The sequence below is a fragment of the Bradyrhizobium sp. IC4059 genome, from assembly GCF_020193615.1.
Lineage (GTDB): Bacteria > Pseudomonadota > Alphaproteobacteria > Rhizobiales > Xanthobacteraceae > Bradyrhizobium > Bradyrhizobium yuanmingense.
This window is the reverse complement of the sequence record NZ_JADYVH010000001.1, coordinates 686,864-709,587: the sequence shown is the minus strand read 5'-3', so window position 1 is coordinate 709,587 and position 22,724 is coordinate 686,864. Positions and strand designations below refer to the sequence as shown.

Here is a 22,724-nt window from a genome sequence, read left to right as displayed (position 1 = left end):
GCCTCTGCGGAAAGATTCTGGATTGCTTCGCTTCGCTCGCAATGACGGCTCAGTAGACATCGGGATTATCCGACTGACCTCAAACCTTGATGGGCGCGACGTCGATCCAGCGCCGCTCCTTCCAGCTCTTCAGCGCGCATTCGGCGAGCTGAACGCCCTTGGCGCCTTCGAGCAGTGTGAACTTGTAAGGGGCGTCCTCGTAGACGTGGCGGATGAACATCTCCCATTGCTCCCTAAAGCCGTTGTCGTAGGTGACGTTGTCGGGCAGCTTCTGCCAGTCGCCGTAGAAGTCGTGCAGCCGCTTCTCGTCGGGATTCCACACCGGGCGCGGTGTCGCCTGCCGCGCCTGGATCATGCAATCGGTGAGGCCCGCGACCGCCGAGCCGAGCGTGCCGTCGACCTGAAAGGTGACGAGGTCGTCGCGATAGACCCGCGTCACCCAGGACATGTTGATGTGGGCGATGATGCCACCCTCCAGCTGGAACGTGGCGTAGGCGGAATCGTCCGCGGTTGCCTTGTACTTCTGGCCCTGCTCGTCATAGCGCTCGGGGATGTCGGTGTTGCCGATGCAGCTGACGCTCTGGACGTTGCCGAAGAGGTTGTCGAGCACGTAGCGCCAGTGGCAGACCATGTCGAGGATGATGCCGCCGCCATCCTCATCGCGATAGTTCCAGGACGGCCGCTGCGCCTCCTGCCAGCCGCCCTCGAATACCCAATAGCCGAACTCGCCGCGCACCGAGAGGATGCGCCCGAAGAAGCCGGAATCGCGCAGGAAAGCGATCTTCTTCAGCCCCGGCAGGAACAGCTTGTCCTGCACCGTGCCGTGCTTGACGCCCTTGGCATTGGCGAGCTTGACGACCTCGACGGCCTCCTCGAAATTCGTCGCGATCGGCTTCTCGCAATAGACGTGCTTGCCGGCGTTGATGGCCTGGGTCAGCAGGCCGGGCCGCGCCTGCGTCGTCGCGGCGTCGAAGAACATGGTGTCGTTCTTGTCGGCGAGCGCGGCATCGAGATCGGTGGTCCAGCGGGTAATGTTGTAGCGCTTGGCCAGCGCCTCGACCTTGTCGGCGCTGCGGCCGACCAGGATCGGGTCGGGCATGACACGGTCACCGTTCTTCAGGCGCACGCCGCCCTGGTCGCGGATCGCGACGATCGAGCGGATCAGATGCTGGTTGAGCCCCATCCGGCCGGTGACGCCGTTCATGATGAGGCCGAGGCGTTGGGTGGTCATGCCAATTGCTCCTGAGATCTTGGCTGGGCGAGCGGGCGCAATGCCAACCAGTCCGGATGGACCGACGAGGCGAAGCCCGCGCAATGAAGCGATCCCGTCAGGAGATCGCCGTCGTGAATGGAGAGCCGGATGCCCCGCCTGGCATCGGCATAGAGATCGGGATGCGCGGCGGCGAAGGCCTGAGCTTCTGCTATGGGCGTTTCACCGAAGCCATCGACGTAGTGGTGGCCGTTCCGCTCGGCGTGGGTGACGCCGATGAAGGCACCGAGCGCAAGATCCTGCTGCACGGCAAGGCCGGCCTGGCAGGTGAGGTCCTCACCAGTGATGAAGAAGGCTTCGCCTTGCGCGCTCCATTTCGCCACACGCGTGGCGTTGATGATGGACTTGTAAAGTCCCTTGCAAGATTTCGAGGAGATGCCGCGATAGCCGAGCGCCCGTGCTGCCGGGAACGCGTCGTAGGAATCGTCGGCTTCGTCGATGATGAAGCCGCGTGTGCCCAGCGCGCCGAGCGGCGTTCGCCGCGTAATGTCGCGCGGCATCGGCTGCTCGACATAGAGCAGGCGCGCGGCAATCGGGCGCAGCGCGGCGTCGCGATTGAGCCCGTCCATCAGCGCCTGTAACGCGGCGAGATCGGCATACTGCTCGTTGGCATCGAGCGTCACCTTGTAGTCGCGTCCAAGCGTGTCGAGCTGCTTGCCGATCCGGGCGAGCCGCGCCGCATCGGCAGCCGGATCGCCGGACAGCTTGAGCTTGAAAAAGCGCGCGCCGGTATTCTCGCGCGGATCGGCAATGCCGCCCTCACCCTCGACGACATCATCAAGGCCGACGGTATGCCTGATGGCAACACGCGCCAGCGGCACCCGGCCGGCGAGAAACGTCCTGATGTCCCGCTCGCTCAGGTCAGGAGAAAGCCGCGCATCGATGCCGGCGATGTTCGCGGCCATTCCTTCAAAGAAGCTGGTCCCTATCGCGCGCAGCAGCGCATCGAGGATGGCCTTGTCGATCTCCGCCGGGCCATAGGCCGCAGCCAGCCCCGGAATGTTCTCTTTCGCGCAGGTCGCGATCTGGGCACCGATGCAGGAGGCATGCAGATCGAACGCCGTCTGGAAGCCGGTCCGTGCCAGATAGAGTCCGCGCGCGATCTCCAGCGAGCGACGCAACTCGTCCACCGTCTGCGCTGGCGACAGCTCCGGCCGCTTGTCGAACCACTTTGGTACCAGCAGCTCGGCGCTGACACCGACGGCGGTGCCCCGGCCCTCGACCTCGATCTCGGCCCGCACGAACAGCTGCGGCGTCGCGTTGATCGTGATCGCACCGAAGCGGAACGGCCGCGCGAACTGCACGGGACGTTCGAAGAAGGCGATGTCTCGCAGCTTCAGGCGGGGGGACATGGTTTCAGTCCAACGCCCCTTGCGAGAAGAAATGCTTGCGGATGCGCTGCACCAGCTCCGTAAACACCGGGTCGGCCATCGCGTCGAGCGAGCGCGGGCGCGGCAGCGGCACGTCGTAGATCGCGGCGATCGCGCCGGGGCGCTCGGTCATGACCAGCACGCGGTCGGCGAGGAACACGGCTTCCGGAATCGAATGCGTGATCAAGAGCACGGTCTTCTTCGTCTCGCGCTGGATCCGCATCAATTCGACATTCATGCGCTCGCGTGTCAGCGCGTCGAGCGCGCCGAACGGCTCGTCCATCAGCATGATTTTCGGGTCGTGCACCAGCGCGCGGCAGATCGAGGCGCGCTGCTGCATGCCGCCGGAGAGCTGCCAGGGCAACTTCTTCTCGAAGCCTTCGAGGCCGACCAGCTTCAGCAGCGACTTGGCGCGGTCGAGATATTCCTGGCGCGGCAGGCGCTTCATGTCGATCGGCAGCATCACGTTGGAGAGGATGTTGCGCCAGGGCAAGAGCAGCGCGTTCTGGAACACGATGCCGACATTGCCGTGCGGCGTCGTCACCTTCTGGCCCTCGACCAGGATCTCGCCCGTGGTCGGCGCCAGCAGACCCGAGATCAATTTGAGCAGCGTCGACTTGCCGCAACCGGATGGGCCGACCACGACGAAGAACTCGCCGTCATTGATGTGGAAGTCGAGCGGCCGCAGCGACGGCACGTCGCCGTCGCGCGTCCGGTAGGTCTTCGACACGCCCGACAGCTTGATGCCCGACGCATCGCCGGCAGCCCGGTCGCTCACCAGTCTCAGATGAGCGGCCGACTGCGCGGTTTCACTCATGACAGTCGCAGGTTTCACGAGCCGCTCTTCGGCAGGTAATCGCTGGTGTAGAAAGCCTTCGGGTTCTCCTTGGCCTTGGCGTCGAGGCCGCCATATTCGACCAGCAGGTTGACGGTCTCGGTCATGTTCTGGTCGGTGACCTGGAACGGCCGCTTGCCCTTGGTCTCCGCGGTCCGGTAGAGCGGGATGGTCAGCTCAAAACCCTGCGTCAGCGTGTCGATCTTGCCGCCCTTGGGGTTGGCATCGAGGATCGATTGCGCCGCCGCCTTCGGCTCCTTCTCGGCAGCTTCGACCGCCTTGGTCGTCGCCGACATGAAGCGGCGGACGAGGTCCGCATTGGCCTTCACATAGTCGGTGTTGGCGATGACGCCCGAGGAGACCATGTTGATGCCGTAGTCGGCGAACTTGATCGGATAGACATCCTTGCCGGTGGCGTCCTTGATCTTCATCGACTGGTCCATGACGTAGCCGAGCAGGAGATCGGCCTGGCCGTTGATGACGGCGTTGAGCTTGGTCTGGCCGTCGCCGGCGACGGTCTTGAAGTCGCTTTCCTTCAGGCCGGTCTTCTTCAGGAACAGCGGCCAGATCTGCGTCATGGAATCGGCCGGCGTGATCGCCACCGTCTTGCCCTTGATGTCTTCAGGCTTCCTGATGTTCTTGTCGGCGAAGCCCATCGCGGACATCGGGCTCGTTTGCAGCAGCACGCCGGTTGCGACCACGGGCGCGCCCTTGATCGCGGCGCGCATCATGGTGGGGACGTCGACATAGCCGAAGTCCGCGGTCTTGGCGGCAACCGCCTGCGTGGTCGCAGCCGAGCCGCGGCCTTCCTGGATCTCGAGCTCGATGCCTTCGGCGGCGTAGATGCCCTTGGCCTTGCCGTAATAGAACGGCGCGTGCTCGCCATAGACGTACCAGTTCAGCATCAGCACGACCTTGTCGGCTGCCTGCGCCGGCATGGCTGCGAACGCCATCAGTGCTACGGATGCAGCTCCAATCAACCGCTTCATCGTTTCTCTCCCTTGCCGTTGGTTGCGTCGGCCGTTGTTGGCCGCTCGTTGCTTTAGTCAGGATGCAAAGATCATGTCCTCGCGCTGGCTGACATGCCAGGGAATGACCAGCTTCTCGACCCGGTCGACGATCCAGAACAGGACCACGCCGAGCAGCGCCAGGATCACCAGCGCCGCGAACATCGTCGGCAGGTCGAAAGTGCCGATCGAGCGCTGCATCACGTAGCCGATGCCGGAATTGGAGCCGACGAACTCGCCGACCACCGCGCCGACCACGGCCAGCGTCACCGACACTTTGAGACCGGAGAAGATCGCCGGCAGCGCATGCGGCAGGTTCACCGCGCGGAACACCTGCAGGCGGCTGCCCTGCATGGCACGGGCGAGATCGACCATATCGGGATCGACCGATTTGAAGCCTTGCACCGCGGAGACCACCACTGGGAAAAAGCCGAGCAGGAACGCCGAGATCACCTTGGGAATGATGCCGAAGCCGAACCACACCACAAACAGCGGGGCGATCGCGATCTTCGGCACGGATTGCGAGAACACCAGCAGCGGATAGACGTAGCTTTCCACCGTCTTCGAACCCGCGATCAGCATCGCGACGGGAATGCCGAACAGTGCCGACAGCAGGAAGCCGCAGACGGTCGCATAGGTGGTCGGCCAGGACTGGCGCAGCAGCTCCGGCCATTCGGTGCGCAGCACGGCGACGACGTCGAGCGGCGCCGGGATTTGGTACGCGGGGATTCTGAACAGCCGGATCGCGAGATCCCAGGCGACGACGATGAAGACCAGGAACAAGAACGGCCGAACCCAGGCTGCATTCAGCAGCTTGGAAACAGCGTTTTGCGGCTTCGGCTCGGCCAATTTTCACTCCCGGCAGTCTTCTTCATTATGGGGAGAAATTAACCCGTTGGATAAATACTGTCCAGAGCTTTCCCTGTGACGTTTTGTGCTCGGGGTTCCGGGAGCTTTTGGGGACGGGACTATCGCCTTCCGTGTCCCGGACGCGCTGCAATGTAAGCGTTGCTGCGCTGCGTCGGGGCACGGGGGCGGAGTGAGGTGCACGCGCCTCCACGTGGTCATTGCGAGCGCAGCGAAGCAATCCAGAATCTTTCCGCGGAGACAGTCTGGATTGCTTCGCTGCGCTCGCAATGACGGAGCAAGGCGCCCCATCATGGCTACGGGCTACACCGCCTGCACGACCGCGGCGCGCGACTTCGGCGTCTTCGCGATCTCGAACAGCGCCGCGGATTGCCCCGTCAGCGCGGCCAGCACCAGGCCCACCATATGCGCCAACCGCTCGTCCTTGGCCTTCTTGTCCAGGAGATCGCGGCCGAAGATCACGCTCAGCGTTGCCGAATTGGAGAGATAGAAGAAGCTGAGCGCTGCGATCGAGATGTAGAGCTGCACGGGGTCGACCGCGACCTGGAAATCGCCGTTCTCGACGCCGCGGCGCACCACGGTGCGGATCATCTCGACGAAGGGCGAGTGCATGGACTTGACCTTGGTCGATTTCTTCAGGTGCTTGGCGCGCGCGAGGTTCTCGGTCTGCAGCAGCGACAGGAATTCGGGATTGCGCAGGAAGTAGTTCCAGGTGAACTCGATCAGGCGGCGGATCGCCTCGGGCGGATCGAGATGTTCGAGGTCCAGCCCGCGCTCCTCGCTGCGGATCTTGTCATAGGCGCCTTCGAGCACGGCGAGATAGAGCTCGTCCTTGTTGCCGACGTGATAGTACAGCATGCGCTTGTTGGCGCCGGCCTTGGCGGCGATGCGGTCGACGCGCGCGCCGGCAAGGCCATGGGCGGAAAACTCCTGCTTGGCGGCTTCGAGAATGCGCAGCCGCATCCCCTCGGGGTCACGCTGCCATTTCAGAGTTCGCTTTGCCTTCGCCAAACCGGGTGCTCGCTGGGTGCCGACAAGACGCGTGTAGCACGCGAGCGTGAGTTTGAGAATGTTCGTCATTCCGGGGCGCGCCTCTTGGCGCGAGCCCGGAATCCATTGGGCGGCAGAGTCAGCCGCGAAATGGATTCCGGGTTCGATGCTACGCATCGCCCCGGAATGACAGAATCACTCCACCGGCCTCGGCGAACGCTCCAGCAGCACGGTCTGGATTCCGCAGGTGCCGTTGCGCACGGTCATGATGCGCGTCCCCGGCTTGCGGCCGGTGCGGACCTCCGAGACGTCGAGTCCGCTCGCGATCAGGCGGGCGCGGGTGGCGTCGATGTCGCCGACCCGCCAGCTCAGGCCCCAGAGCCGGTCATGCGCGGCATCGCCGCCCGCGACCGGGCGGCGCACCACCTCGACGATGACGTCGCCGCAGCGGAAGAACATCAGCTGGCCCCAGTCCTGGTGCGAGCGGTCGAGCGCGAGATCAAGGCCGAGCCGGGCGCCGTAGAGCGCGGCGGCGCGCTCGGAATCCTCCGTGGTGACGACGACGTGGTCGAGCCCCTCGATCGGCGCGATGTCGGTCACGGCGGACTTCGGACGCTCGTCGGCCAGCTCCAGGAAGAACATGCGCACGCCGCGCGTCAGCTCGGTGGCGGCCCGCGTGCGCTTCCAGTGCAGCACGGCGTCGGTGGCGGTGTCGCTGCTCTCGACCTCGGCGACCGTATCAGGCCTCAGGGCCACCCGCTCCAGCCGCCGGTGCATCTTGCCGATGTCGGCGACACGAAAGCACAGGCTGGCGAGCATGCCTTCCTGGTCGCCGAGCAGTGCGCGCATGCGGTCGGCGGTGACGCTGAAGCCGTGAGGGGCCATCAGCTCGATGGTCATGTTGTCGAGGGTGAACAGCACCCGGTCGGCGCCCTCGCCCGAGTTCTGCCAGGCCGGCGCGCGGGCGAGCAGCGTCTGATAGGCCGCCTTGGCCGCACCGATATCGCCTACGAGAACGACGATGTGATCGAGGCCGGTGATCATTCTGCACCCTTTTTGTGGACGGGGAACCCCGGGAGCGAAAGACGGCGTTTGTCCGGGCTTGGCATAGGCCAGCGATGGTCGTATTCCCGGACCATGCTGACCTCAAGCGCTTCGGGCGGCAGTTTTGCGAATAATTTCAGCGTCCCTCCGGAGCGGAACCGGTGCTAGAGTAATCTCGCCGGCCGGGACCACAAGCGCATCACGGACAAGCAATGCAGGCTCTCTTCATCGGACAGACCTATATCGACGTCGTCTTCATCACCGACCACATGCCGACCGGCGACGAGAAGCACGTGGCGCGTGACTACGCGGTCTCCTTCGGCGGCAATGCGGTGACGGCGGCGTTCTGCTGCGCCAAGCTCGGCATCGTGCCGGACCTGATCGCGACCGCAGCCAATGACTGGCTGGGGCGCATGTTCCAGGACATGTGCGCGAAGTACGGCATCTCGCTGCATGGGCGCAAGGTCAACCAGTCCTCGCTCTCCTTCATCATGCCCAAGGACGGCAAGCGCGCCATCGTCCGCTGCCGCGACGACGAGCACATCCATCCCTTTCCGATGCTCAATCTCGGCGGCTGCCGCGCGCTGCATGTCGACGGCCACCAGCCGGATGCCGCCATCCACTACGCCAAGGTGTGCCGCGAGGCCGGCATCCTGACCTCGCTCGACGGCGGCGGCCTGCGCACCAACACCCATGAGCTGCTCGAATTCATCGACGTCGCCATCGTCGCCGAGCGCCTGTGCGAGCAGATGGATCTGACGCCGGAGAAGATGCTCGACTATCTCAAGAGCCGCGGCTGCAAGATCGGCGGCGTCACCATGGGCGAGAAGGGCCTGTTCTGGTACGACGAAACCGGCACGGTGCAGGTGATGCCGGCGATGCCGATCCCGCGCGAGCGCGTGATCGACACCAACGGCGCTGGCGACGTCTTCCACGGCGCCTATGTCTATTCCTACCTCGCCCATCCCGGCAAAAGCTGGCGCGAGCATTTCGACTTTGCCCGCGCCGCCTCGACCTACAAGATCCAGCGCCTCGGCAACGAGGCCGGCTTGCCGACGCTGGTCGATATCGCCAAGGTCAGGCACGAGTTCGAGGTCAGGGTCTAGAAAGAGATGGGGCGGGTCTTCGTTGCCGGCAGCATCAACATGGATGTGGTGGTCACAGCCGATCGCCATCCGCGCGTCGGCGAGACCGTCGCCGGCCGCCAGGTCCTGTATTTCCCAGGCGGCAAGGGCGCGAACCAGGCGGTCGCGGCCTCGCGGTTAGGGGCGCGGACCACGCTGATCGGGCGGCTGGGCAGGGATTCGTTGGGCGCTGAGCTGAAGGCCTTTCTCGGCGACCAGGGCATCGACCTCGGCTATGTCGTGGAGACGGCCGAGGCGCACACCGGGACGGCCATCATCACGGTGGCCGAGGCCGACAACACCATCGTCGTCGTTCCCGGAGCGAACGGGCTGGTCGGCGCTGATGACGTCAAGGTCGTGCCGCTGCTGAAGGGCGACGTCGCCGTCAGCCAGTTCGAGATTCCGCTGCCGACGATCGCTGCCTTCTTCCACCGCGCCCGCGCGGCGGGGGCAGTGACCGTGCTGAACCCGGCGCCGGCGCAGAAGATGCCGGGCGAGCTGCTGGCGCTGGTCGACATCCTCGTGCTGAACGAAACCGAGCTCGGCTTCCTCGCCGGCGTTGAGCTCTCCGAGAGCGACGCGGCCGGCCGCATCATCGATGTCGCGCGAAAACTTCAGGCGCGCGAGGACCAGACCATCTGCGTCACGCTCGGCAAGCGCGGCGTGCTCGCGCTCGCCGGGCACGAGGAGATCTCGGTGGCGGGCCGTGTGGTGAAGGCACTCGACACCACCGGCGCCGGCGACTGCTTCGTCGGCGCGCTCGCCGCGCAACTGGCCGAGGGCGCAGCCTTGCGCACGGCCCTCGTCTTCGCTAACGCCGCAGCCTCGATCAGCGTGCAGCGCATGGGCGCCGGCCCGTCGATGCCGACGGGGGCGGAAGTGGCGGCGATACTGTAGAGGCCTATCCCAGCGCGCTCTTGAGGTCGAAGCTCTCGTCCGCGGCCTGCTCCGGCGTGATGGAGCGGTCCATAGCCTGCAATCTCCGGCCGAACATGTGATCGCCGGCGCGGTTGATGGATTCGATTCCGAGCAGCTTGTCGCCGTGATAGCAGAACGCCGAGAATGCCTTCTTGGCGGGATCGCCGCGCAGCACGACGCGGTCGTAGCCGGTCGTCAGCCCCGCGATCTGGAGCTTGTCGTCGCCCTGATCGCTCCAGAACCAGGGATGGCTGTCGTACGGTTTCTTATCCCCGGTCAGCTTTGCTGCGAGGCAGCGGGCCTGATCGGTGGCGTTCTGCACCGATTCCAGCCGCAGCGATCCGCCGAAGCGCGGGCTTGCGAACAGCGCGCAATCGCCAATGGCCGAAATGTTGGGATCAGCCGTCGACAGATATTCATCGACGATGATGCCGGCGGCGACCGGCAGCCCTGCCTCGGCCGCGAGTTCGATGTTCGGCAGCACGCCGACGCCGACCACGACGAGGTCGGCCGGCAGATGCCGCCCGTCGCTCAAGGACACGCCGGTGACCTTGCCGGCCTCGGCTTCGATCGAGGTCGCCTGCACACCGAGATGGATACGGATGCCGGCCTCGCGGTGGCGCGCCTGAAAATATTCGGAGACCTCCGCCGTCACCGCCCGCGCCATCACACGCGGGGCGAGCTCGAGCACGTCGACCTCGAGGCCCTTGATGCGGGCGGTCGCGGCGAATTCGAGGCCGATGAAGCCGGCGCCGATGATCACGGCGCGCGTCTTCGACGGCATGATCGCGCGCAGCGCCTCGCTGTCATCGAGAATGCGCAGATATTTCACGTCGGGCAGATTGGCATTGGGCAAATCGAGCAGGCGATTGCGCGCGCCGGTCGCCAGCACGAGGTGCCAATAGTCCAGCGTCTCGCCGGATGCGAGATGCACCTTACGCGCGGCGCGGTCGATCGAGGCGGCGCGGCCGGCGATCAGTTCGATGCTCTGGTCCTGGTAAAACTTCTCAGGCCTGAACATCAGGCTCTCCGGGCCCGCGGAGCCCTTGATGTAGGCCTTGGACAGCGGCGGCCGCTGATAGGGCAGATGCGGCTCGTCATTGATCAGGCAGATGCGCTCGGCAAAGCCGGCCTGGCGCAGCGATGCCGCGATCTGGTAGCCGCCATGGCCGGCACCGACGATGATCACCGGGCCAGTCATCGGACAGCCCATTTCCGGAAGACACGAGCGTGACCCATGCCGCCTCCTCTCTCGCTGATTTTGCTTGCTGGCCTTGCGAGGAGCCGGCGCTCGTGTCCGTCCCTTGGCGAAAGCGGCTCCATTTGAGCCTATCGTTCCGCCCGGCGCAAGAGCGGTGGTTCGGGGATTGTCACCCCTGCCCTTCTGCGATTTAGTTCGAGCCTCGACCTCCTGCCGGAGAATCCAGATGACCGCTCCCGTCTCAAAGCCCGACGATCCCGCCCTGCTCAAGGTCGACGGCCCGATCGCGACCATCACGCTGAACCGCCCTGCCGCATTCAACGCGATCGATCTTGCGATTGCCCAGAAGCTCGAGCAGCTCGCAACCTGTATCGAAGGCGCCGACGACATCCGCGTCGTGGTGCTCGAAGGCGAAGGCCGCGCGTTCTGCGCCGGCGGCGACCTGCAGACGATCGGGGCCGCCGCCGAAGCCGGCACGGTGACTTCAGTCGTCGGCGAGCTATTGAAGCACTATCACGCCTTCATCGAGATCATCAGGCGCATGCCGAAGATCTCGCTGTCGAGCGTGCACGGCTCGGCCGCCGGCGCCGGCATGGGCCTCGCCTTCGTCACCGATCTCTGCATCGCCGCTGACGATGCCAAGTTCACGCCGGCCTATGCCAAGATCGGGGTGTCGCCGGACGGCGGCTCGACCGTCGGCATCGTCGGCACGGTCGGCTCCCGCCGGGCGCTGCAGATCTTTCTCGCCGAGGATAATTTTACCGCGCAGCAGGCCTATGAATGGGGCTTGGTTGCCAAGACCGTCCCCGCGGCCGAGTTGAAGACCGCGACGCGAAAACTTGCCGAGCGTCTCGCGCAGAACCCGCCGGCTTCGATCGCCGGCACCAAGCAGCTGGTCTATCAGGCGGCGACCACGCCGGTGAAGCAGCAGCTCGATGCCGAGGAGCACAAGATCATCATGGCGATGAACACGGAAGCGTTCCGCACCGCCGTGAAGAAGTTCACGAGCAAGGGGAAGTAGCGAGGCGGTGGCTCAGCCCTTCGCGGGGCCATTCCTCTGCATGAAGTCGAAATCGCAGCCCTCGTCGGCCTGCAGGATGGTCTCGTTGAACAGCCAGGCGTAGCCGCGCCGCGCCTCTTCCGGCGCGGCCACCGGCTTCAACGCAGCGCGGCGCCGCTCCAGCTCGGCGGCGTCAACCAAGAGCTCGATGCTGCGCTTGGCCACATCAAGGCGGATCATGTCGCCGTTCTCAACCAGCGCCAGCGGCCCGCCGACGGCGGATTCCGGGGTGATGTGCAGCACGATGGTGCCGAACGCGGTGCCGCTCATGCGCGCATCCGAGATGCGCACCATGTCCTTGATGCCGCCGCGCGCGAGCTTCTTCGGGATCGGCAGATAACCGGCTTCCGGCATGCCCGGCGCGCCCTTCGGGCCGGCGTTGCGCAGCACCAGCACGTCGTCGGCGTTGACGTCGAGATCGGGATCGTCGACCCGCAAGGTCATGTCCTGGACGGATTCGAACACGACGGCGCGCCCGGTGTGCTGCAGCAGCTTCGGGCTGGCGGCGGATTGCTTGATGACCGCGCCGCGCGGGGCGAGATTGCCGTGCAGGATGGCGAGGCCGCCCTCCTTCTTGATCGGATTATCACGCGGACGAATCGCATCCTGGCCTGGCACGTCCTCCGCATTCGCCGCGATCTCCCGCAACGTCTGGCCGCTGATGGTCTTGGCATCGAGGTCGACGAGATCGCCGAGCTGCGCCAGCAGCTTCGGCACGCCACCAGCGTGGTGGAAGTGCTCCATATAATGCTCGCCGGACGGCTTGAGATCGACCAGCACCGGCACCTCGCGACCGATCTGGTCGAACGCTGCGAGATCGAGCCGGTGCGGCGAGCGATGCGCCATCGCGGTCAGATGGATCAAGCCGTTGGTCGAGCCGCCGATCGCCTGCAGCACGACTTGCGCGTTCTTGAACGAGGCCGGCGTCAACACGTCGCTCGGCTTCGGGCCCTTGGCCTTGGCCATCTCCGCGGCAACCTTGCCGCTGGCCTCGGCGAGACGGAAACGCTCGGCATGCGGCGCGGGAATCGTCGCGCTCATCGGCAGCGACAGGCCCATCGCCTCGATCATGCAGGCCATGGTCGAGGCCGTGCCCATCACCATGCAGGTGCCGACCGATGGCGCCAGCCGGCCGTTCACCGCCTCGATCTCGGCATCGTCCATGTCGCCGGCGCGATATTTCGCCCAGAGGCGGCGGCAATCGGTGCAGGCCCCCAGCACCTCGCCCTTGTGATGACCGACCACCATCGGCCCGACGGGGATGACCACGGTCGGCAGATCGGCGCTGATCGCGGCCATCACCTGCGCCGGCAGCGTCTTGTCGCAGCCGCCGATCACGATCACCGCATCCATCGGCTGGGCGCGGATCATCTCCTCGGTGTCCATCGCCATCAGATTGCGCAGGTACATCGAGGTCGGATGCGCAAAGCTCTCCGCGATCGAGATGGTCGGGAACACGAAGGGCATCGCGCCCGACAGCATCACGCCGCGCTTGGCGGCTTCGATGATGTCAGGGACGTTGCCGTGGCAGGGATTGTAGTCGCTATAGGTGTTGGTGATGCCGACGATCGGGCGCTCCAGCGCGTCGTCAGAATAGCCCATGGCCTTGATGAACGCCTTGCGCAGGAACAGCGAGAAACCGGCATCGCCATAGCTCGTCAGACCCTTGCGCAAGCCACTCGTCATCAGGCGCTCCCTTCAGCTTTTGTCGTGGTGGTAAGGCCAGCGCCCTGATTGTCAATAACTCGACTTGCAGGCCTGACGCTTGGTTTCTGGCACTCCTGAGCACCGCGCGGCATTGCCGCACGGGACGGCGCCGAAGGCGCAGGGAATCTCCCGTTTCCAGCCTCTCCAGCGTGGATCGGACCCGACCCGCCGCCCAGCCGAAGTGAATTCCATTGAACGCAACTAAGAATGATTAGCAAGTAGTTGCACGGCCGGCCATTCTGTGGAATTGTTCTTGCGAATGACTTGCAATCGCAGGGGCTTCGCGTGAACCAAGCTCCTTGCGTCGATCAGTGTCCTTGGTTCGCGCGGGTTGGTGGATGTCGTGCTGAGAAAGTTGAGCTTGCGGGGCGCAATAACGGCCGCAATTGTCGTCGCCGGTCATCTGGCGAGTTGCGTCTCCGCCTCTGCCGACGACGGTCCACGCGGCCTCGCCTATGCCTGGCCCGGCTCAGCACCGGCCCCCGGCGTCAGCAAGCTGACGGGAGGTTTGCCGTCGGCTCATTCGGACATCGACACCGAGCACATCTTCGGTTTCAGCATGGGCTCCGACATCGGCAAGCCCGGCGAAATGGAGATCGAGTTCGAGAATGTCGGCGCATTCGGCAAGCGCTCCGGCACTTACGCAGCCTGGGCCAATCTCAATCAGGTCAAATACACGGTCTCGGACAACTTCCGGATCGCGCCAGGATTTGCACTGACCGGACATCACATCAATGGCGTTCCGGGACTTGCCGATCATCGCGACCTCGCTTTCGGCGGGGTGGCGCTCGAACTGCGCTACAAGCTGCTCGATCGTGCCGTCGCGCCCTTTGGGCTGACTCTCCATGCGCAGCCCGGCTGGAGCCGGATCGACGACGGCAGCGGCATGCACATCGCGCAATATGGCGCAGAATTTGCCGCCCTGTTCGATCGCGAGCTGGTCAAGGACAGGCTGTTCGCCGCCTTCAACGTCTGGTACGGGACCGGCGGAACCCGCGAGACCCTAACCAATCTTTGGCGACACGATTCCGAGATGCAGCTCCAGGCCGCGATCTCGTACGCAGTGCATCCCGACCTCGTGCTCGGCCTCGGCGTACGCTACGCGCGGGCCTATGACGGCGGCGGCCTCGACCGCTTTTTGGGAGACGCAGTCTTTGCTGGCCCAACCTTCTCCTACAACATCTCGAAGGAGGTCGGCATCTCCGGCACCTGGCAGATGCAGGTTGCCGGCCAGGCGATCGGCGACGTTCGCAGCCTCAACCTCGATCAGTTCGAGCGGCACCAGGCGCTGTTGCGGCTCAACCTGCATTTCTGATGTGCGGGCCCGCAGTTACGCCCGCGGCCTCCGCGGCGCAACTCTTTCCGGGACTGTCGGCCAAGCGCGCCCTCAGGCGCGGCCCTGCGAAGTCGAGAAACGCTCGCAGCTTCGCCGGCATGAAGCGGTTGGGCGAGTAGACGAAGCTGACCGGCTGCGGCGGCGGTTGAAAGTCCTGCAGGACCGCAACGAGCTCTCCAGACCTCAGCGCATCCGACGCCAGATAGGAGAACACGACGGTGATCCCGATGCCTGCGCGCGCGGCATCGATGGCCGATTCCAGATTGCTTGCAATGAAGCGCGACCGCACCGGCACTGCATACTCGGTCTGCCCTCGTTTGAATCTCCACGTGCCCGGCGATTGAAGCGGAGGATAGCTGATGCAGTCGTGGGCGGAGACATCATCGGGAGCCTTCGGCGTTCCCCGCAGCTTCAGATAGGACGGGCTGGCGCAGGCGACGCGGTGAATTTCCCCCACGCGCACGGCGATCAGGCCGCTGTCGGCGAGATCGCCGACGCGAAGCGCGACGTCAATGTTCTCGTCCAGAAGGTTAAGCGTCCGGTCCTGCAAGATGAGCTGAACATCCACCTCCGGAAATGCCGCAAGAAACTCGGCAAGGATCGGCTGCAAGCATAGCCGACCGAGCGCGACCAGCGTCGTGATGCTGAGATCGCCACGCGGCGTGGTGTATTCGCCGGAGGCAACGCGCTCGGCTTCGGTGAGGTCGGCGAGAATTCGCTTGGCCGCGGCGATGTAGGAGCGACCGGCGTCCGTTGGGACGAGCGCGCGGCTCGAGCGATGAAACAGCTTGGTCTGGAGGTGCTCCTCGAGCTCCGAAACCTTCCGGCTCACCGTTGCCAACGGCATTTTTTGACGGCGCGCGGCGGCAGACAGGCTGCCCGCCTCCGCCACCGCCAGGACCACCGACATGCTTTCGAGACGATCCATGGGACACTTCCATATTCTGGAAGGAAAGATCCCGATTTTGCCAGATACCCACCATTTCCGGAAGTGCCTATTCCTCTCCGCACCCAATCCGAAGGAGAGACGAAAATGACCCAGACCAGAACAGGCACTGCCCTCATCACCGGAGCTTCGACCGGAATCGGCGCGATCTACGCCGATCGCCTGGCGAAGCGCGGCCACGACCTCATCCTCGTTGCGCGCAACAGGCAGCGGCTCGCATCGCTCGCGCGCAGGCTCGGCAACGAAACTGGCCGCAAGGTGGAAACGGTGGAAGCCGATCTCACATCCCCTGCCGACCTCCGCCGCGTCGAGCAACTCATCAGAACCAACGGCGACATTTCGGTGCTGGTCAACAACGCCGGCGTCGGCGCCTCGGCCCCGCTGATCGATTCCGACATCGACAAGATGGAAGACATGATCCGTCTCAACGTCGGTGCACTGACGCGCCTGACCTACGCAGCGGTGCCCGGATTCATCGCCCGCGGCCACGGCACGATCATCAACATCGCTTCCATCGTCGCGATCGCGCCGGAGCTGCTCAACGGCGTCTACGGCGGCTCGAAAGCTTTCGTGCTCGCATTCACCCAGTCACTCGTTCACGAGCTCGCCGGGAAGGGCATCCGCATTCAGGCCGTGCTGCCGGGCGCCACTGCGACGGAGTTTTGGGACATCGCGGGCACGCCGGTTCACCAGCTTCCGGCAGAGATCGTCATGTCGGCCGACGACCTGGTCGACGCCGCTCTCGCCGGTCTCGATCTCGGCGAAATCGTGACGATCCCGGCGCTGGCCGACAAGTCGGAGTGGGATCGCCACGAGAGCGCGCGGCTTGCCATGACGAACAAGCTCTCGAGCACCATTCCCGCCCCCCGCTACAACCTGCACACGCACGTGAATGCGTGAGCGAACAACCGGCATCAAACGGAGATCACCATGTCACGCATCATCAGCCAATCGTCCACCTTATCCATCGCCCTGCGCCGCACGATCAGTTGGCGCGAACAGTCTGAACGCCTGCTCGCTTACGCCGAACCGATCAGCCGGATCGGTCTCTACGCCTCGCTCGCAATCATTTACGCCTGGTTCGGCGGGATGAAATTCACCGACTACGAAGCACAGGGACTGGTGCCCCTGGTCGAGAACAGCCCGCTGCTGCGGTGGTTCTACACGCTGTTCTCGGTGCGCGGCTTCTCGACCTTTCTCGGCTTCGTCGAACTCAGCATCGGGGTTCTGATCGCGCTCCGCCTGTCCAGTCCGATCTACTCCGCGGCCGGCGGCCTGTTGTCGGCCGGGCTGTTCGTCACCACGCTGAGCTTCATGATCTCGACGCCCGGCGTCGTCGTGCCGGAGCTCGGGGTCCCCGCGATCACGGTCGCTCCGGGTCAGTTCCTGCTGAAGGACGTCGGCCTGCTCGCCGCTTCCTTCTGGGTGTTCACGGACTCGCTGAAGGCTGTCATCCGCAGGTGAGAGCTCAGCCACAGCGCAATAGCCGAACTCGAACAGGAGCCCCGCCATGAAAATACGATTCAACCTCGGCGGGGCTCACGCTGCTCACAATGTTCGTCGTGACAGCAGCGAGAAGGATCTGACCACCGCCGTCCAGCAGAATCATCGTCAAGGAGAGAAACATGAGTAAGCGTCTCGACTATAACCAGATCGCCCCGGCAGGGATCAAGGCGCTCGGCGGCGTCTACGGCTACGTCCTGCAGAGCCGGCTTTCCGCCACGCTGATCGAGCTGGTTTATCTGCGGATCTCTCAGATCAACAATTGCGCCTACTGCCTGGACATGCACACCCGCGACCTGCTCAAGAAGGGAGAAAAGGTCGAGAAGATTGCGCTGCTGCAGGCATGGCGCGAGGCCGGAAATCTCTTTGACGAACGCGAACAGGCTGCCCTGGCCTGGGCGGAGACGGTGACGCGGGTTGCCGAGACCGGCGTGCCCGACGAGGCATACCAGGCCGCACGCGTCGTGTTCGAAGAGCGTGAGCTCGTGGACCTCACGATCGCGATCAGCCTGATGAACGCCTACAACCGCATGGCCATCAGCTTTCGCGCAACCCCGGCGGCTGCCGCCGGCTGATGCTTCCCCCACAACATCCTGCACAACCCGAAAGGACATTCACATGACGAAACGTGGGATCGTGGTTGCGGCGGCGCTGATCGCCGCAATCAGCCTGGCTTCACTCTCGGCACGATCCGAAGAGCCACGACTGGGCGACATCAAGCGCACACATCTCATGAAGGAAGCGCTGAGTGCGCCCGGGCGTGAGGTCATCCAGGTTCGCGTCGACTTTCCTCCGGGCGTCGTTGCCGTCAGGCACAGTCACCCGGGCGAAGAGCTCGTCTATCTGATCGAAGGCGAGCTGGAATATCTGCTCGATGGCAGGCCGCCCGTGATCCTGAAGGCCGGCGACGTGCTGCTCATTCCTCACGGCGTGCATCATGCGGTGAAGAATGTCGGCAGCGGCAACGCCGCGGAGCTTGCGACCTACATTGTCGAGACCGGCAAGCCGCTGTTGACGCTCGGCCGGTGAACGATCTCTACCGCTTATTCCAGTCGATCACACGATCCGGATCAGCGTCGAACTCCATGCTGCAGAACGTGCCGCCCTGGAAATAGTCGCCGACCGGGTCCGGCTTCAGCTTGGCCTGCTCGGCCATGGCGTGCTCACGGAAATCTTCGGCGCGGCCGGTGGGGCGATAGCCGAATTGGTAGGCGCGGTGGTTGTCCCACCAGGCGCGCTCGTTGAAAGAGGCGCCGTAGAAGATCTCGAAATGGATGTCGGGATGCTCGAGCCCGATGCGGCAGAGCTGCACGAGATCGTCCGGCTTGAGCCAGATCGAGAGCCGGCGCTTGTCCAGCGGCATGTCGCCGAAATTGCCGATGCGCAGGCACGTCACCTTCATCCCATGCTTGTCGGCGTAGAGCGCGCCGACGGCCTCGCCGAACACCTTGCTGACGCCATAGCGGCCGTCGGGGCGCGGGGTAACGTCGGTGCCGATCTTGTGATGGCGCGGATAGAAGCCGACGGCGTGGTTCGACGAGGCGAACACCACGCGCTTAACGCCCTTACGGTAGGCCGCCTCGAACAGATTGTAGCCGCCGATGATGTTGGACTGGAGGATCTGATCCCAGGTGCCTTCGACCGAATAGCCGCCGAAATGCAGGATGCCGTCGACGCCCTCACAGATCGCCTCGCATTGCGCGAGATCGGCAAGGTCCGCGGCCTTAAATTTTTCATCGGGGCCGAGATCGGCCGGCGGCTTGATATCGGACAGTAGGAGATCCGGGTAGATCGGCGGCAACAGCTTCCGCAGGCTCGTGCCGATTCCGCCCGAAGCTCCCGTCATCAAAATACGCGGCATGTCGTCCCTCGCCGTTGGTGACCGAATTTGCGATCACGTGTCTCTAATGATAGCAGGATTGTCCAGAGGGAACGAAACGAGAGAACCGGCATGAATGAGGCATCGTCCCACACGGAGGAACGGCCTGGTTGGCGGCCGGCGACCTATTATCCCGATCCCGCGATCAAAGCGCTCGATCCCCGCTTCGAAAAATACTGGCTGAAACTGTCGGCGGTGGAGCGGCTGGCGACCGGCCTGCGCTGGGCCGAGGGGCCGGTGTGGTTCGGCGACGGACGTTATCTGCTGTGCAGCGACATCCCGAACCAGCGCATCCTCAAGTGGGAGGAAGAGACCGGTGCGGTCAGCGTGTTCCGCAAGCCCTCGAATTTTGCCAACGGCAACACGCGAGACCGGCAGGGCCGGCTGATCACCTGCGAGCACGGCGGCCGGCGCGTGGTGCGCACCGAGTATGACGGCAGCATCACCGTGCTGATCGATCAATTCAACGGCAAGCGGTTGAACTCGCCGAACGATGTCGTTGTCAAATCGGACGGCTCGATCTGGTTCACCGACCCGACCTTCGGCCTGCTCGGCAATTACGAGGGCTACAAGGCCGAGCCCGAGATCGATCCCAACGTCTATCGACTTGATCCCGATACCGGCAAGGCGACCATCGTCGCCGAAGGCGTGCTCGGACCGAACGGCCTGTGCTTCTCACCGGACGAGAAGATCCTCTATGTCGTGGAATCGCGAGGCGTGCCCAACCGCAAGATCCTCGCTTACGACGTTTCGCCCGAGGGCACCACGATCTCGAACAAGCGCGTCCATATCGATGCCGGGCCGGGCACGCCCGACGGCATGCGCTGCGACATCGACGGCAATCTCTGGTGCGGCTGGGGCATGGGCGGTCCCGAGCTCGACGGCGTCGTGGTGTTCGCGCCCGACGGCGTCATGATCGGCCGCATCGCCCTGCCCGAGCGCTGCGCCAACGTCTGCTTCGGCGGCGTCAAGCGCAACCGCCTGTTCATGGCCGCGAGCCAGTCGATCTACGCGCTGTACGTGAACACGCAGGGCGCGGCGGGCGGATAGGCTCCACAGCGCGCCCAACCACCGACCGCCTCTACCCCTTCTTCTCCTGTGCCGCCGCGGTTTGCTTGACGAGCGCCTCTTCGAACGCCTTCTCCAGCGATGCCGCATAGACCTTGAACTCGCCGGGATCGACGAACGGATTGGGTCCGCCGCCGGCGAGCTTGGCGCGCTTGTCGGCCATCTTGTACATCTCGGGATGGGGAGCCAGCAGGATGTCGACCTTCATGTCCTTGGCGCGTGCAAAGGTCTTGCGGTAGTCCTCGACGATACCGGAATAGGTCGGGCTGCCGACAAGCCGGTTCAGCGCGACGGTGCCGCTACAGAAGATCAGCACCGAACGTGTTGCATCGCCGTCCTTCACCGAAAATGCCCAGCTGGTGCAGCCCGGCGAATGGCCCGGCGTCTCGTGCGCCGTCAGCGTGACGCTACCGACCGCGACGGTGTCGCCCTCGCGCACCGTGCGGTCCACTTTCACCGGCGGAAAGTCGAGCGCCTTCTCCTCCTGCGCACCCGGATAATAGCCGCCCTCGAGCAACGGCTTGTCGGCCTCGCCCGCGACCATCTGCGCGCCGCTCGCCTGCTTCAACTCGGCGAAGCCGCCGGTGTGGTCGATATGGGCGTGGGTGTTGAGGAGATACTTGATGTCGCTGATCTTGAAGCCGAGCTTCTCGATGCTCGTCCTGATCTGCGACGTCGATTCCGGCATCACGGTATCGACCAGAATATGTCCCTGTGGCGATGTGATCAGGTAGGACGCGAGGCCGTTGGTGCCGACATAGTAGACGTTGTCGATGATCTTGAACGGCTCGGTCGGTTCGTTCCATTTCGCCCTGAGCGTGTTGAGCAGATCCTTCACCGTCTGGGCCTGCGCAGCGCCTGACAGCGCCAGCAGCGCAACGAATGCGATGATCAGTTTTCTCACGTTCCGTCCCTTTGCTTTTCTTGATTTGACGGGCTGTTGTCGCCGTAAAGCGGCTGGTCTCACAGCAAAGATGCCGGCTTCCCTGGAAGCCGGCATCCCCTCGCGGCGCAAGCGCCGTATCAACTACGCCGCGTTGAAGCCGGCGACGGCCTTCACTTCGAGGAAGTCCTCGAGGCCGAACTTGCCCCATTCGCGGCCGTTACCGGACTGCTTGTAGCCGCCGAACGGCGCGGTGCGGTCGTTGGGTACGCCCTGCAGGTTGACGTTGCCGGCGCGGATCTGGCGGCCGACGCGCTTGGCGTCCTCGACCGTCGGGCCGGTGACGTAACCGGCGAGGCCATAGGGCGTATCATTGGCGATCTTGACCGCGTCGGCCTCGTCCTTGGCGCCGATGATGGTCAGCACCGGCCCGAAGATCTCTTCGCGCGCGATCGTCATGTCAGGCGTGACGTCGGCGAAGATGGTCGGGCGGACATAGAAGCCCTTGTTGACGCCTTCGGGCAGGCCAGGACCGCCGGCAACGAGCGTTGCGCCCTCGTCGATGCCCTTCTTGATCAGGCCCTGGATCTTGTCCCACTGGCCGCGATTGACGACCGGGCCGATGGTGGTGCCTTCGGCGCGGGGATCACCGGCCTTGGTCTTGTCGGCGACGGCCTTGGCGATCGCGGCGACTTCCTTCATCTTCGACAGCGGCACGATCATGCGCGAGGGCGCGTTGCAGGACTGGCCGGAATTGTTGAACATGTGCATCACGCCGCCGGTCACCGCCTTCGTGAGGTCGGCGCCTTCGAGGATGACGTTCGGCGACTTGCCGCCGAGCTCCTGGCTGACGCGCTTCACCGTGGGCGCTGCGCGCTTCGCAACGTCGATGCCGGCGCGGGTCGAGCCGGTGAAGGAGATCATGTCGATATCAGGGTGCTCGCTCATGGCGGCGCCGACCTCGGGGCCGAGGCCGTTGACGAGGTTGAACACGCCCTTGGGCACGCCGGCTTCATGGAGGATCTCCGCGAAGATCAGCGCCGAGGTCGGCGTGAACTCGCTGGGCTTCAGGATCATGGTGCAGCCGGCGGCGAGCGCGGGCGCGACCTTGCAGGCGATCTGGTTCAGCGGCCAGTTCCAGGGCGTGATCATGCCGACCACGCCGATCGGCTCGCGCAGCACCATGGCGGTGCCGACCGGCTCCTCGAAATGATAGTTCTTGAGCACGTCGAGCGTGGTCATGAGATGGCCGAGGCCGGCGCCGGCCTGCAGCTTCTCCGCCATCGGCAGCGGTGCGCCCATCTCGTCGGAGACGGCGGCGCCGATCTCCTTGAGGCGGCCCTTGTAGACCTCGATGACCTTGCTGAGCAGCGCGACGCGCTCTTCGCGGCTGGTCTGGGAGAAGGTCTCGAAAGCGCGCTTGGCGGCGGCAACCGCCTTGTCGACGTCGGCCTTGGAGCCTAGCGCAACCTCGTACATCGCCTCTTCCGTCGCCGGATTGATCACGGCGGTGGACTTCTTGACGGCGGGGTCGACCCAGGCGCCGTCGATGTAGAATTGCATGCGATTGACCATCGTTAACCTCTTCTTGGGGGCTTGGAGGGGGCGTTTCGGCAGGCATCCTTGCACGAAAGCGCCGGCAATTGAACCCGCCATATGCGGGGCCAGCGTTGCGGCGAGCGGAGGTTATATGAGCCGATGGCGGGAACGAGGCAA

22 protein-coding genes are annotated in these 22,724 nt (G+C 64.5%); 9 read left to right on the top strand and 13 right to left on the bottom strand.

What is annotated here, in order from left to right:
* Nucleotides 1-79 precede the first annotated feature (79 nt).
* The 7 genes from I6F12_RS03355 to I6F12_RS03325 form a co-directional block, all read right to left on the bottom strand.
* Nucleotides 80-1,231 (bottom strand): Gfo/Idh/MocA family oxidoreductase, encoded by a 1,152-nt coding sequence (locus I6F12_RS03355; RefSeq protein ID WP_225127393.1) that lies wholly within the window; start codon nucleotides 1,229-1,231, stop codon nucleotides 80-82.
* On the bottom strand, nucleotides 1,228-2,622 hold the full coding sequence (locus tag I6F12_RS03350) for a hypothetical protein (RefSeq protein WP_225127394.1): 1,395 nt from the start codon (nucleotides 2,620-2,622) through the stop codon (nucleotides 1,228-1,230). Before I6F12_RS03350 ends, I6F12_RS03355 begins: the two co-directional genes overlap by 4 nt.
* Before the next feature lie 4 nt (nucleotides 2,623-2,626).
* Nucleotides 2,627-3,457 carry an ABC transporter ATP-binding protein gene (locus tag I6F12_RS03345; RefSeq protein WP_192893460.1) on the bottom strand — a complete coding sequence of 277 codons (831 nt, stop codon included), beginning with the start codon at nucleotides 3,455-3,457 and terminating at the stop codon, nucleotides 2,627-2,629.
* Nucleotides 3,458-3,471: 14 nt separating this feature from the next.
* Nucleotides 3,472-4,464 carry an ABC transporter substrate-binding protein gene (locus tag I6F12_RS03340; protein WP_036025832.1) on the bottom strand — a complete coding sequence of 331 codons (993 nt, stop codon included), beginning with the start codon at nucleotides 4,462-4,464 and terminating at the stop codon, nucleotides 3,472-3,474.
* Between the two features lie 57 nt (nucleotides 4,465-4,521).
* Nucleotides 4,522-5,331 (bottom strand): ABC transporter permease, encoded by an 810-nt coding sequence (locus I6F12_RS03335; protein ID WP_225127396.1) that lies wholly within the window; start codon nucleotides 5,329-5,331, stop codon nucleotides 4,522-4,524.
* Nucleotides 5,332-5,652: 321 nt separating this feature from the next.
* Nucleotides 5,653-6,360, bottom strand: a complete 708-nt coding sequence (locus tag I6F12_RS03330; protein ID WP_225155743.1) for a TetR/AcrR family transcriptional regulator — start codon at nucleotides 6,358-6,360, stop codon at nucleotides 5,653-5,655.
* 174 nt (nucleotides 6,361-6,534) lie between these two features.
* Nucleotides 6,535-7,383: a VOC family protein gene (locus I6F12_RS03325; RefSeq protein WP_225155499.1), complete on the bottom strand. Its 849-nt coding sequence runs from the start codon at nucleotides 7,381-7,383 to the stop codon at nucleotides 6,535-6,537.
* Between the two features lie 212 nt (nucleotides 7,384-7,595).
* On the opposite strand from I6F12_RS03325, the gene I6F12_RS03320 reads away from it, so the two are divergent.
* Both I6F12_RS03320 and I6F12_RS03315 read left to right on the top strand, forming a co-directional pair.
* Entirely contained in the window at nucleotides 7,596-8,489 is an 894-nt protein-coding gene (locus tag I6F12_RS03320; protein WP_057027031.1) for a sugar kinase, read from the top strand.
* Nucleotides 8,490-8,495: 6 nt separating this feature from the next.
* Nucleotides 8,496-9,404, top strand: a complete 909-nt coding sequence (locus tag I6F12_RS03315; RefSeq protein WP_225155498.1) for a ribokinase — start codon at nucleotides 8,496-8,498, stop codon at nucleotides 9,402-9,404.
* Nucleotides 9,405-9,408: 4 nt separating this feature from the next.
* Here the strand turns inward: I6F12_RS03315 and I6F12_RS03310 are convergent, their stop codons facing one another.
* Nucleotides 9,409-10,626 carry an FAD-dependent oxidoreductase gene (locus I6F12_RS03310; RefSeq protein WP_225143724.1) on the bottom strand — a complete coding sequence of 406 codons (1,218 nt, stop codon included), beginning with the start codon at nucleotides 10,624-10,626 and terminating at the stop codon, nucleotides 9,409-9,411.
* A gap of 226 nt (nucleotides 10,627-10,852) precedes the next feature.
* Here I6F12_RS03310 and I6F12_RS03305 point away from each other — a divergent pair, with 226 nt between their 5' ends.
* Nucleotides 10,853-11,647 (top strand): enoyl-CoA hydratase-related protein, encoded by a 795-nt coding sequence (locus I6F12_RS03305; RefSeq protein ID WP_225155497.1) that lies wholly within the window; start codon nucleotides 10,853-10,855, stop codon nucleotides 11,645-11,647.
* Nucleotides 11,648-11,659: 12 nt separating this feature from the next.
* Here I6F12_RS03305 and I6F12_RS03300 read toward each other — a convergent pair whose 3' ends face one another.
* The gene (locus I6F12_RS03300) at nucleotides 11,660-13,372 is read right to left on the bottom strand and encodes an IlvD/Edd family dehydratase (protein WP_225155496.1); all 1,713 of its coding nucleotides are present in this window, start codon (nucleotides 13,370-13,372) and stop codon (nucleotides 11,660-11,662) included.
* A gap of 364 nt (nucleotides 13,373-13,736) precedes the next feature.
* Here I6F12_RS03300 and I6F12_RS03295 point away from each other — a divergent pair, with 364 nt between their 5' ends.
* A complete protein-coding gene (locus tag I6F12_RS03295) occupies nucleotides 13,737-14,708 on the top strand; it encodes a hypothetical protein (protein ID WP_225155495.1) in 972 nt (323 codons plus the stop codon).
* Here I6F12_RS03295 and I6F12_RS03290 read toward each other — a convergent pair.
* Entirely contained in the window at nucleotides 14,692-15,855 is a 1,164-nt protein-coding gene (locus I6F12_RS03290) for a LysR family transcriptional regulator (RefSeq protein WP_345944152.1), read from the bottom strand. The genes I6F12_RS03295 and I6F12_RS03290 overlap by 17 nt on opposite strands.
* Here I6F12_RS03290 and I6F12_RS03285 point away from each other — a divergent pair.
* From I6F12_RS03285 to I6F12_RS03270, 4 genes are all read left to right on the top strand, one after another.
* Complete coding sequence (locus I6F12_RS03285) at nucleotides 15,763-16,575, top strand: SDR family oxidoreductase (RefSeq protein WP_036025849.1); 813 nt, start codon at nucleotides 15,763-15,765, stop codon at nucleotides 16,573-16,575. The two genes, I6F12_RS03290 and I6F12_RS03285, sit on opposite strands and share 93 nt — an antisense overlap.
* Before the next feature lie 30 nt (nucleotides 16,576-16,605).
* Nucleotides 16,606-17,139: a DUF417 family protein gene (locus tag I6F12_RS03280; protein WP_225155494.1), complete on the top strand. Its 534-nt coding sequence runs from the start codon at nucleotides 16,606-16,608 to the stop codon at nucleotides 17,137-17,139.
* 161 nt (nucleotides 17,140-17,300) lie between these two features.
* Complete coding sequence (locus tag I6F12_RS03275; protein WP_225155493.1) at nucleotides 17,301-17,753, top strand: carboxymuconolactone decarboxylase family protein; 453 nt, start codon at nucleotides 17,301-17,303, stop codon at nucleotides 17,751-17,753.
* A gap of 43 nt (nucleotides 17,754-17,796) precedes the next feature.
* Nucleotides 17,797-18,207 (top strand): cupin domain-containing protein, encoded by a 411-nt coding sequence (locus I6F12_RS03270; RefSeq protein ID WP_225149938.1) that lies wholly within the window; start codon nucleotides 17,797-17,799, stop codon nucleotides 18,205-18,207.
* A 7-nt stretch (nucleotides 18,208-18,214) separates the two neighbouring features.
* On the opposite strand, the gene I6F12_RS03265 is transcribed toward I6F12_RS03270, so the two are convergent.
* Nucleotides 18,215-19,039, bottom strand: coding sequence for an NAD(P)-dependent oxidoreductase (locus I6F12_RS03265; protein WP_225155492.1), 825 nt, complete (start codon nucleotides 19,037-19,039; stop codon nucleotides 18,215-18,217).
* A 90-nt stretch (nucleotides 19,040-19,129) separates the two neighbouring features.
* Here I6F12_RS03265 and I6F12_RS03260 point away from each other — a divergent pair, with 90 nt between their 5' ends.
* Nucleotides 19,130-20,107 (top strand): SMP-30/gluconolactonase/LRE family protein, encoded by a 978-nt coding sequence (locus tag I6F12_RS03260; RefSeq protein WP_225155491.1) that lies wholly within the window; start codon nucleotides 19,130-19,132, stop codon nucleotides 20,105-20,107.
* 31 nt (nucleotides 20,108-20,138) lie between these two features.
* Here the strand turns inward: I6F12_RS03260 and bla are convergent, their stop codons facing one another.
* Both bla and I6F12_RS03250 read right to left on the bottom strand, forming a co-directional pair.
* On the bottom strand, nucleotides 20,139-21,029 hold the full coding sequence (gene bla, locus I6F12_RS03255) for a subclass B3 metallo-beta-lactamase (RefSeq protein ID WP_225155490.1): 891 nt from the start codon (nucleotides 21,027-21,029) through the stop codon (nucleotides 20,139-20,141).
* Between the two features lie 123 nt (nucleotides 21,030-21,152).
* Nucleotides 21,153-22,583 carry an aldehyde dehydrogenase family protein gene (locus tag I6F12_RS03250; RefSeq protein WP_128263508.1) on the bottom strand — a complete coding sequence of 477 codons (1,431 nt, stop codon included), beginning with the start codon at nucleotides 22,581-22,583 and terminating at the stop codon, nucleotides 21,153-21,155.
* Between the last annotated feature and the right edge of the window lie 141 nt (nucleotides 22,584-22,724).

Bases quoted from the DNA above. Each gene is read 5' to 3' on its own strand.
- I6F12_RS03355 (WP_225127393.1), bottom strand. From the start codon at position 1,231: ATGACCACCCAACGCCTCGGCCTCATCATGAACGGCGTCACCGGCCGG.
- I6F12_RS03350 (WP_225127394.1), bottom strand. From the start codon at position 2,622: ATGTCCCCCCGCCTGAAGCTGCGAGACATCGCCTTCTTCGAACGTCCC.
- I6F12_RS03345 (WP_192893460.1), bottom strand. From the start codon at position 3,457: ATGAGTGAAACCGCGCAGTCGGCCGCTCATCTGAGACTGGTGAGCGAC.
- I6F12_RS03340 (WP_036025832.1), bottom strand. From the start codon at position 4,464: ATGAAGCGGTTGATTGGAGCTGCATCCGTAGCACTGATGGCGTTCGCA.
- I6F12_RS03325 (WP_225155499.1), bottom strand. From the start codon at position 7,383: ATGATCACCGGCCTCGATCACATCGTCGTTCTCGTAGGCGATATCGGT.
- I6F12_RS03320 (WP_057027031.1), top strand. From the start codon at position 7,596: ATGCAGGCTCTCTTCATCGGACAGACCTATATCGACGTCGTCTTCATC.
- I6F12_RS03315 (WP_225155498.1), top strand. From the start codon at position 8,496: ATGGGGCGGGTCTTCGTTGCCGGCAGCATCAACATGGATGTGGTGGTC.
- I6F12_RS03310 (WP_225143724.1), bottom strand. From the start codon at position 10,626: ATGACTGGCCCGGTGATCATCGTCGGTGCCGGCCATGGCGGCTACCAG.
- I6F12_RS03305 (WP_225155497.1), top strand. From the start codon at position 10,853: ATGACCGCTCCCGTCTCAAAGCCCGACGATCCCGCCCTGCTCAAGGTC.
- I6F12_RS03300 (WP_225155496.1), bottom strand. From the start codon at position 13,372: ATGACGAGTGGCTTGCGCAAGGGTCTGACGAGCTATGGCGATGCCGGT.
- I6F12_RS03285 (WP_036025849.1), top strand. From the start codon at position 15,763: ATGACCCAGACCAGAACAGGCACTGCCCTCATCACCGGAGCTTCGACC.
- I6F12_RS03280 (WP_225155494.1), top strand. From the start codon at position 16,606: ATGTCACGCATCATCAGCCAATCGTCCACCTTATCCATCGCCCTGCGC.
- I6F12_RS03275 (WP_225155493.1), top strand. From the start codon at position 17,301: ATGAGTAAGCGTCTCGACTATAACCAGATCGCCCCGGCAGGGATCAAG.
- I6F12_RS03270 (WP_225149938.1), top strand. From the start codon at position 17,797: ATGACGAAACGTGGGATCGTGGTTGCGGCGGCGCTGATCGCCGCAATC.
- I6F12_RS03265 (WP_225155492.1), bottom strand. From the start codon at position 19,039: ATGCCGCGTATTTTGATGACGGGAGCTTCGGGCGGAATCGGCACGAGC.
- I6F12_RS03260 (WP_225155491.1), top strand. From the start codon at position 19,130: ATGAATGAGGCATCGTCCCACACGGAGGAACGGCCTGGTTGGCGGCCG.
- I6F12_RS03250 (WP_128263508.1), bottom strand. From the start codon at position 22,583: ATGGTCAATCGCATGCAATTCTACATCGACGGCGCCTGGGTCGACCCC.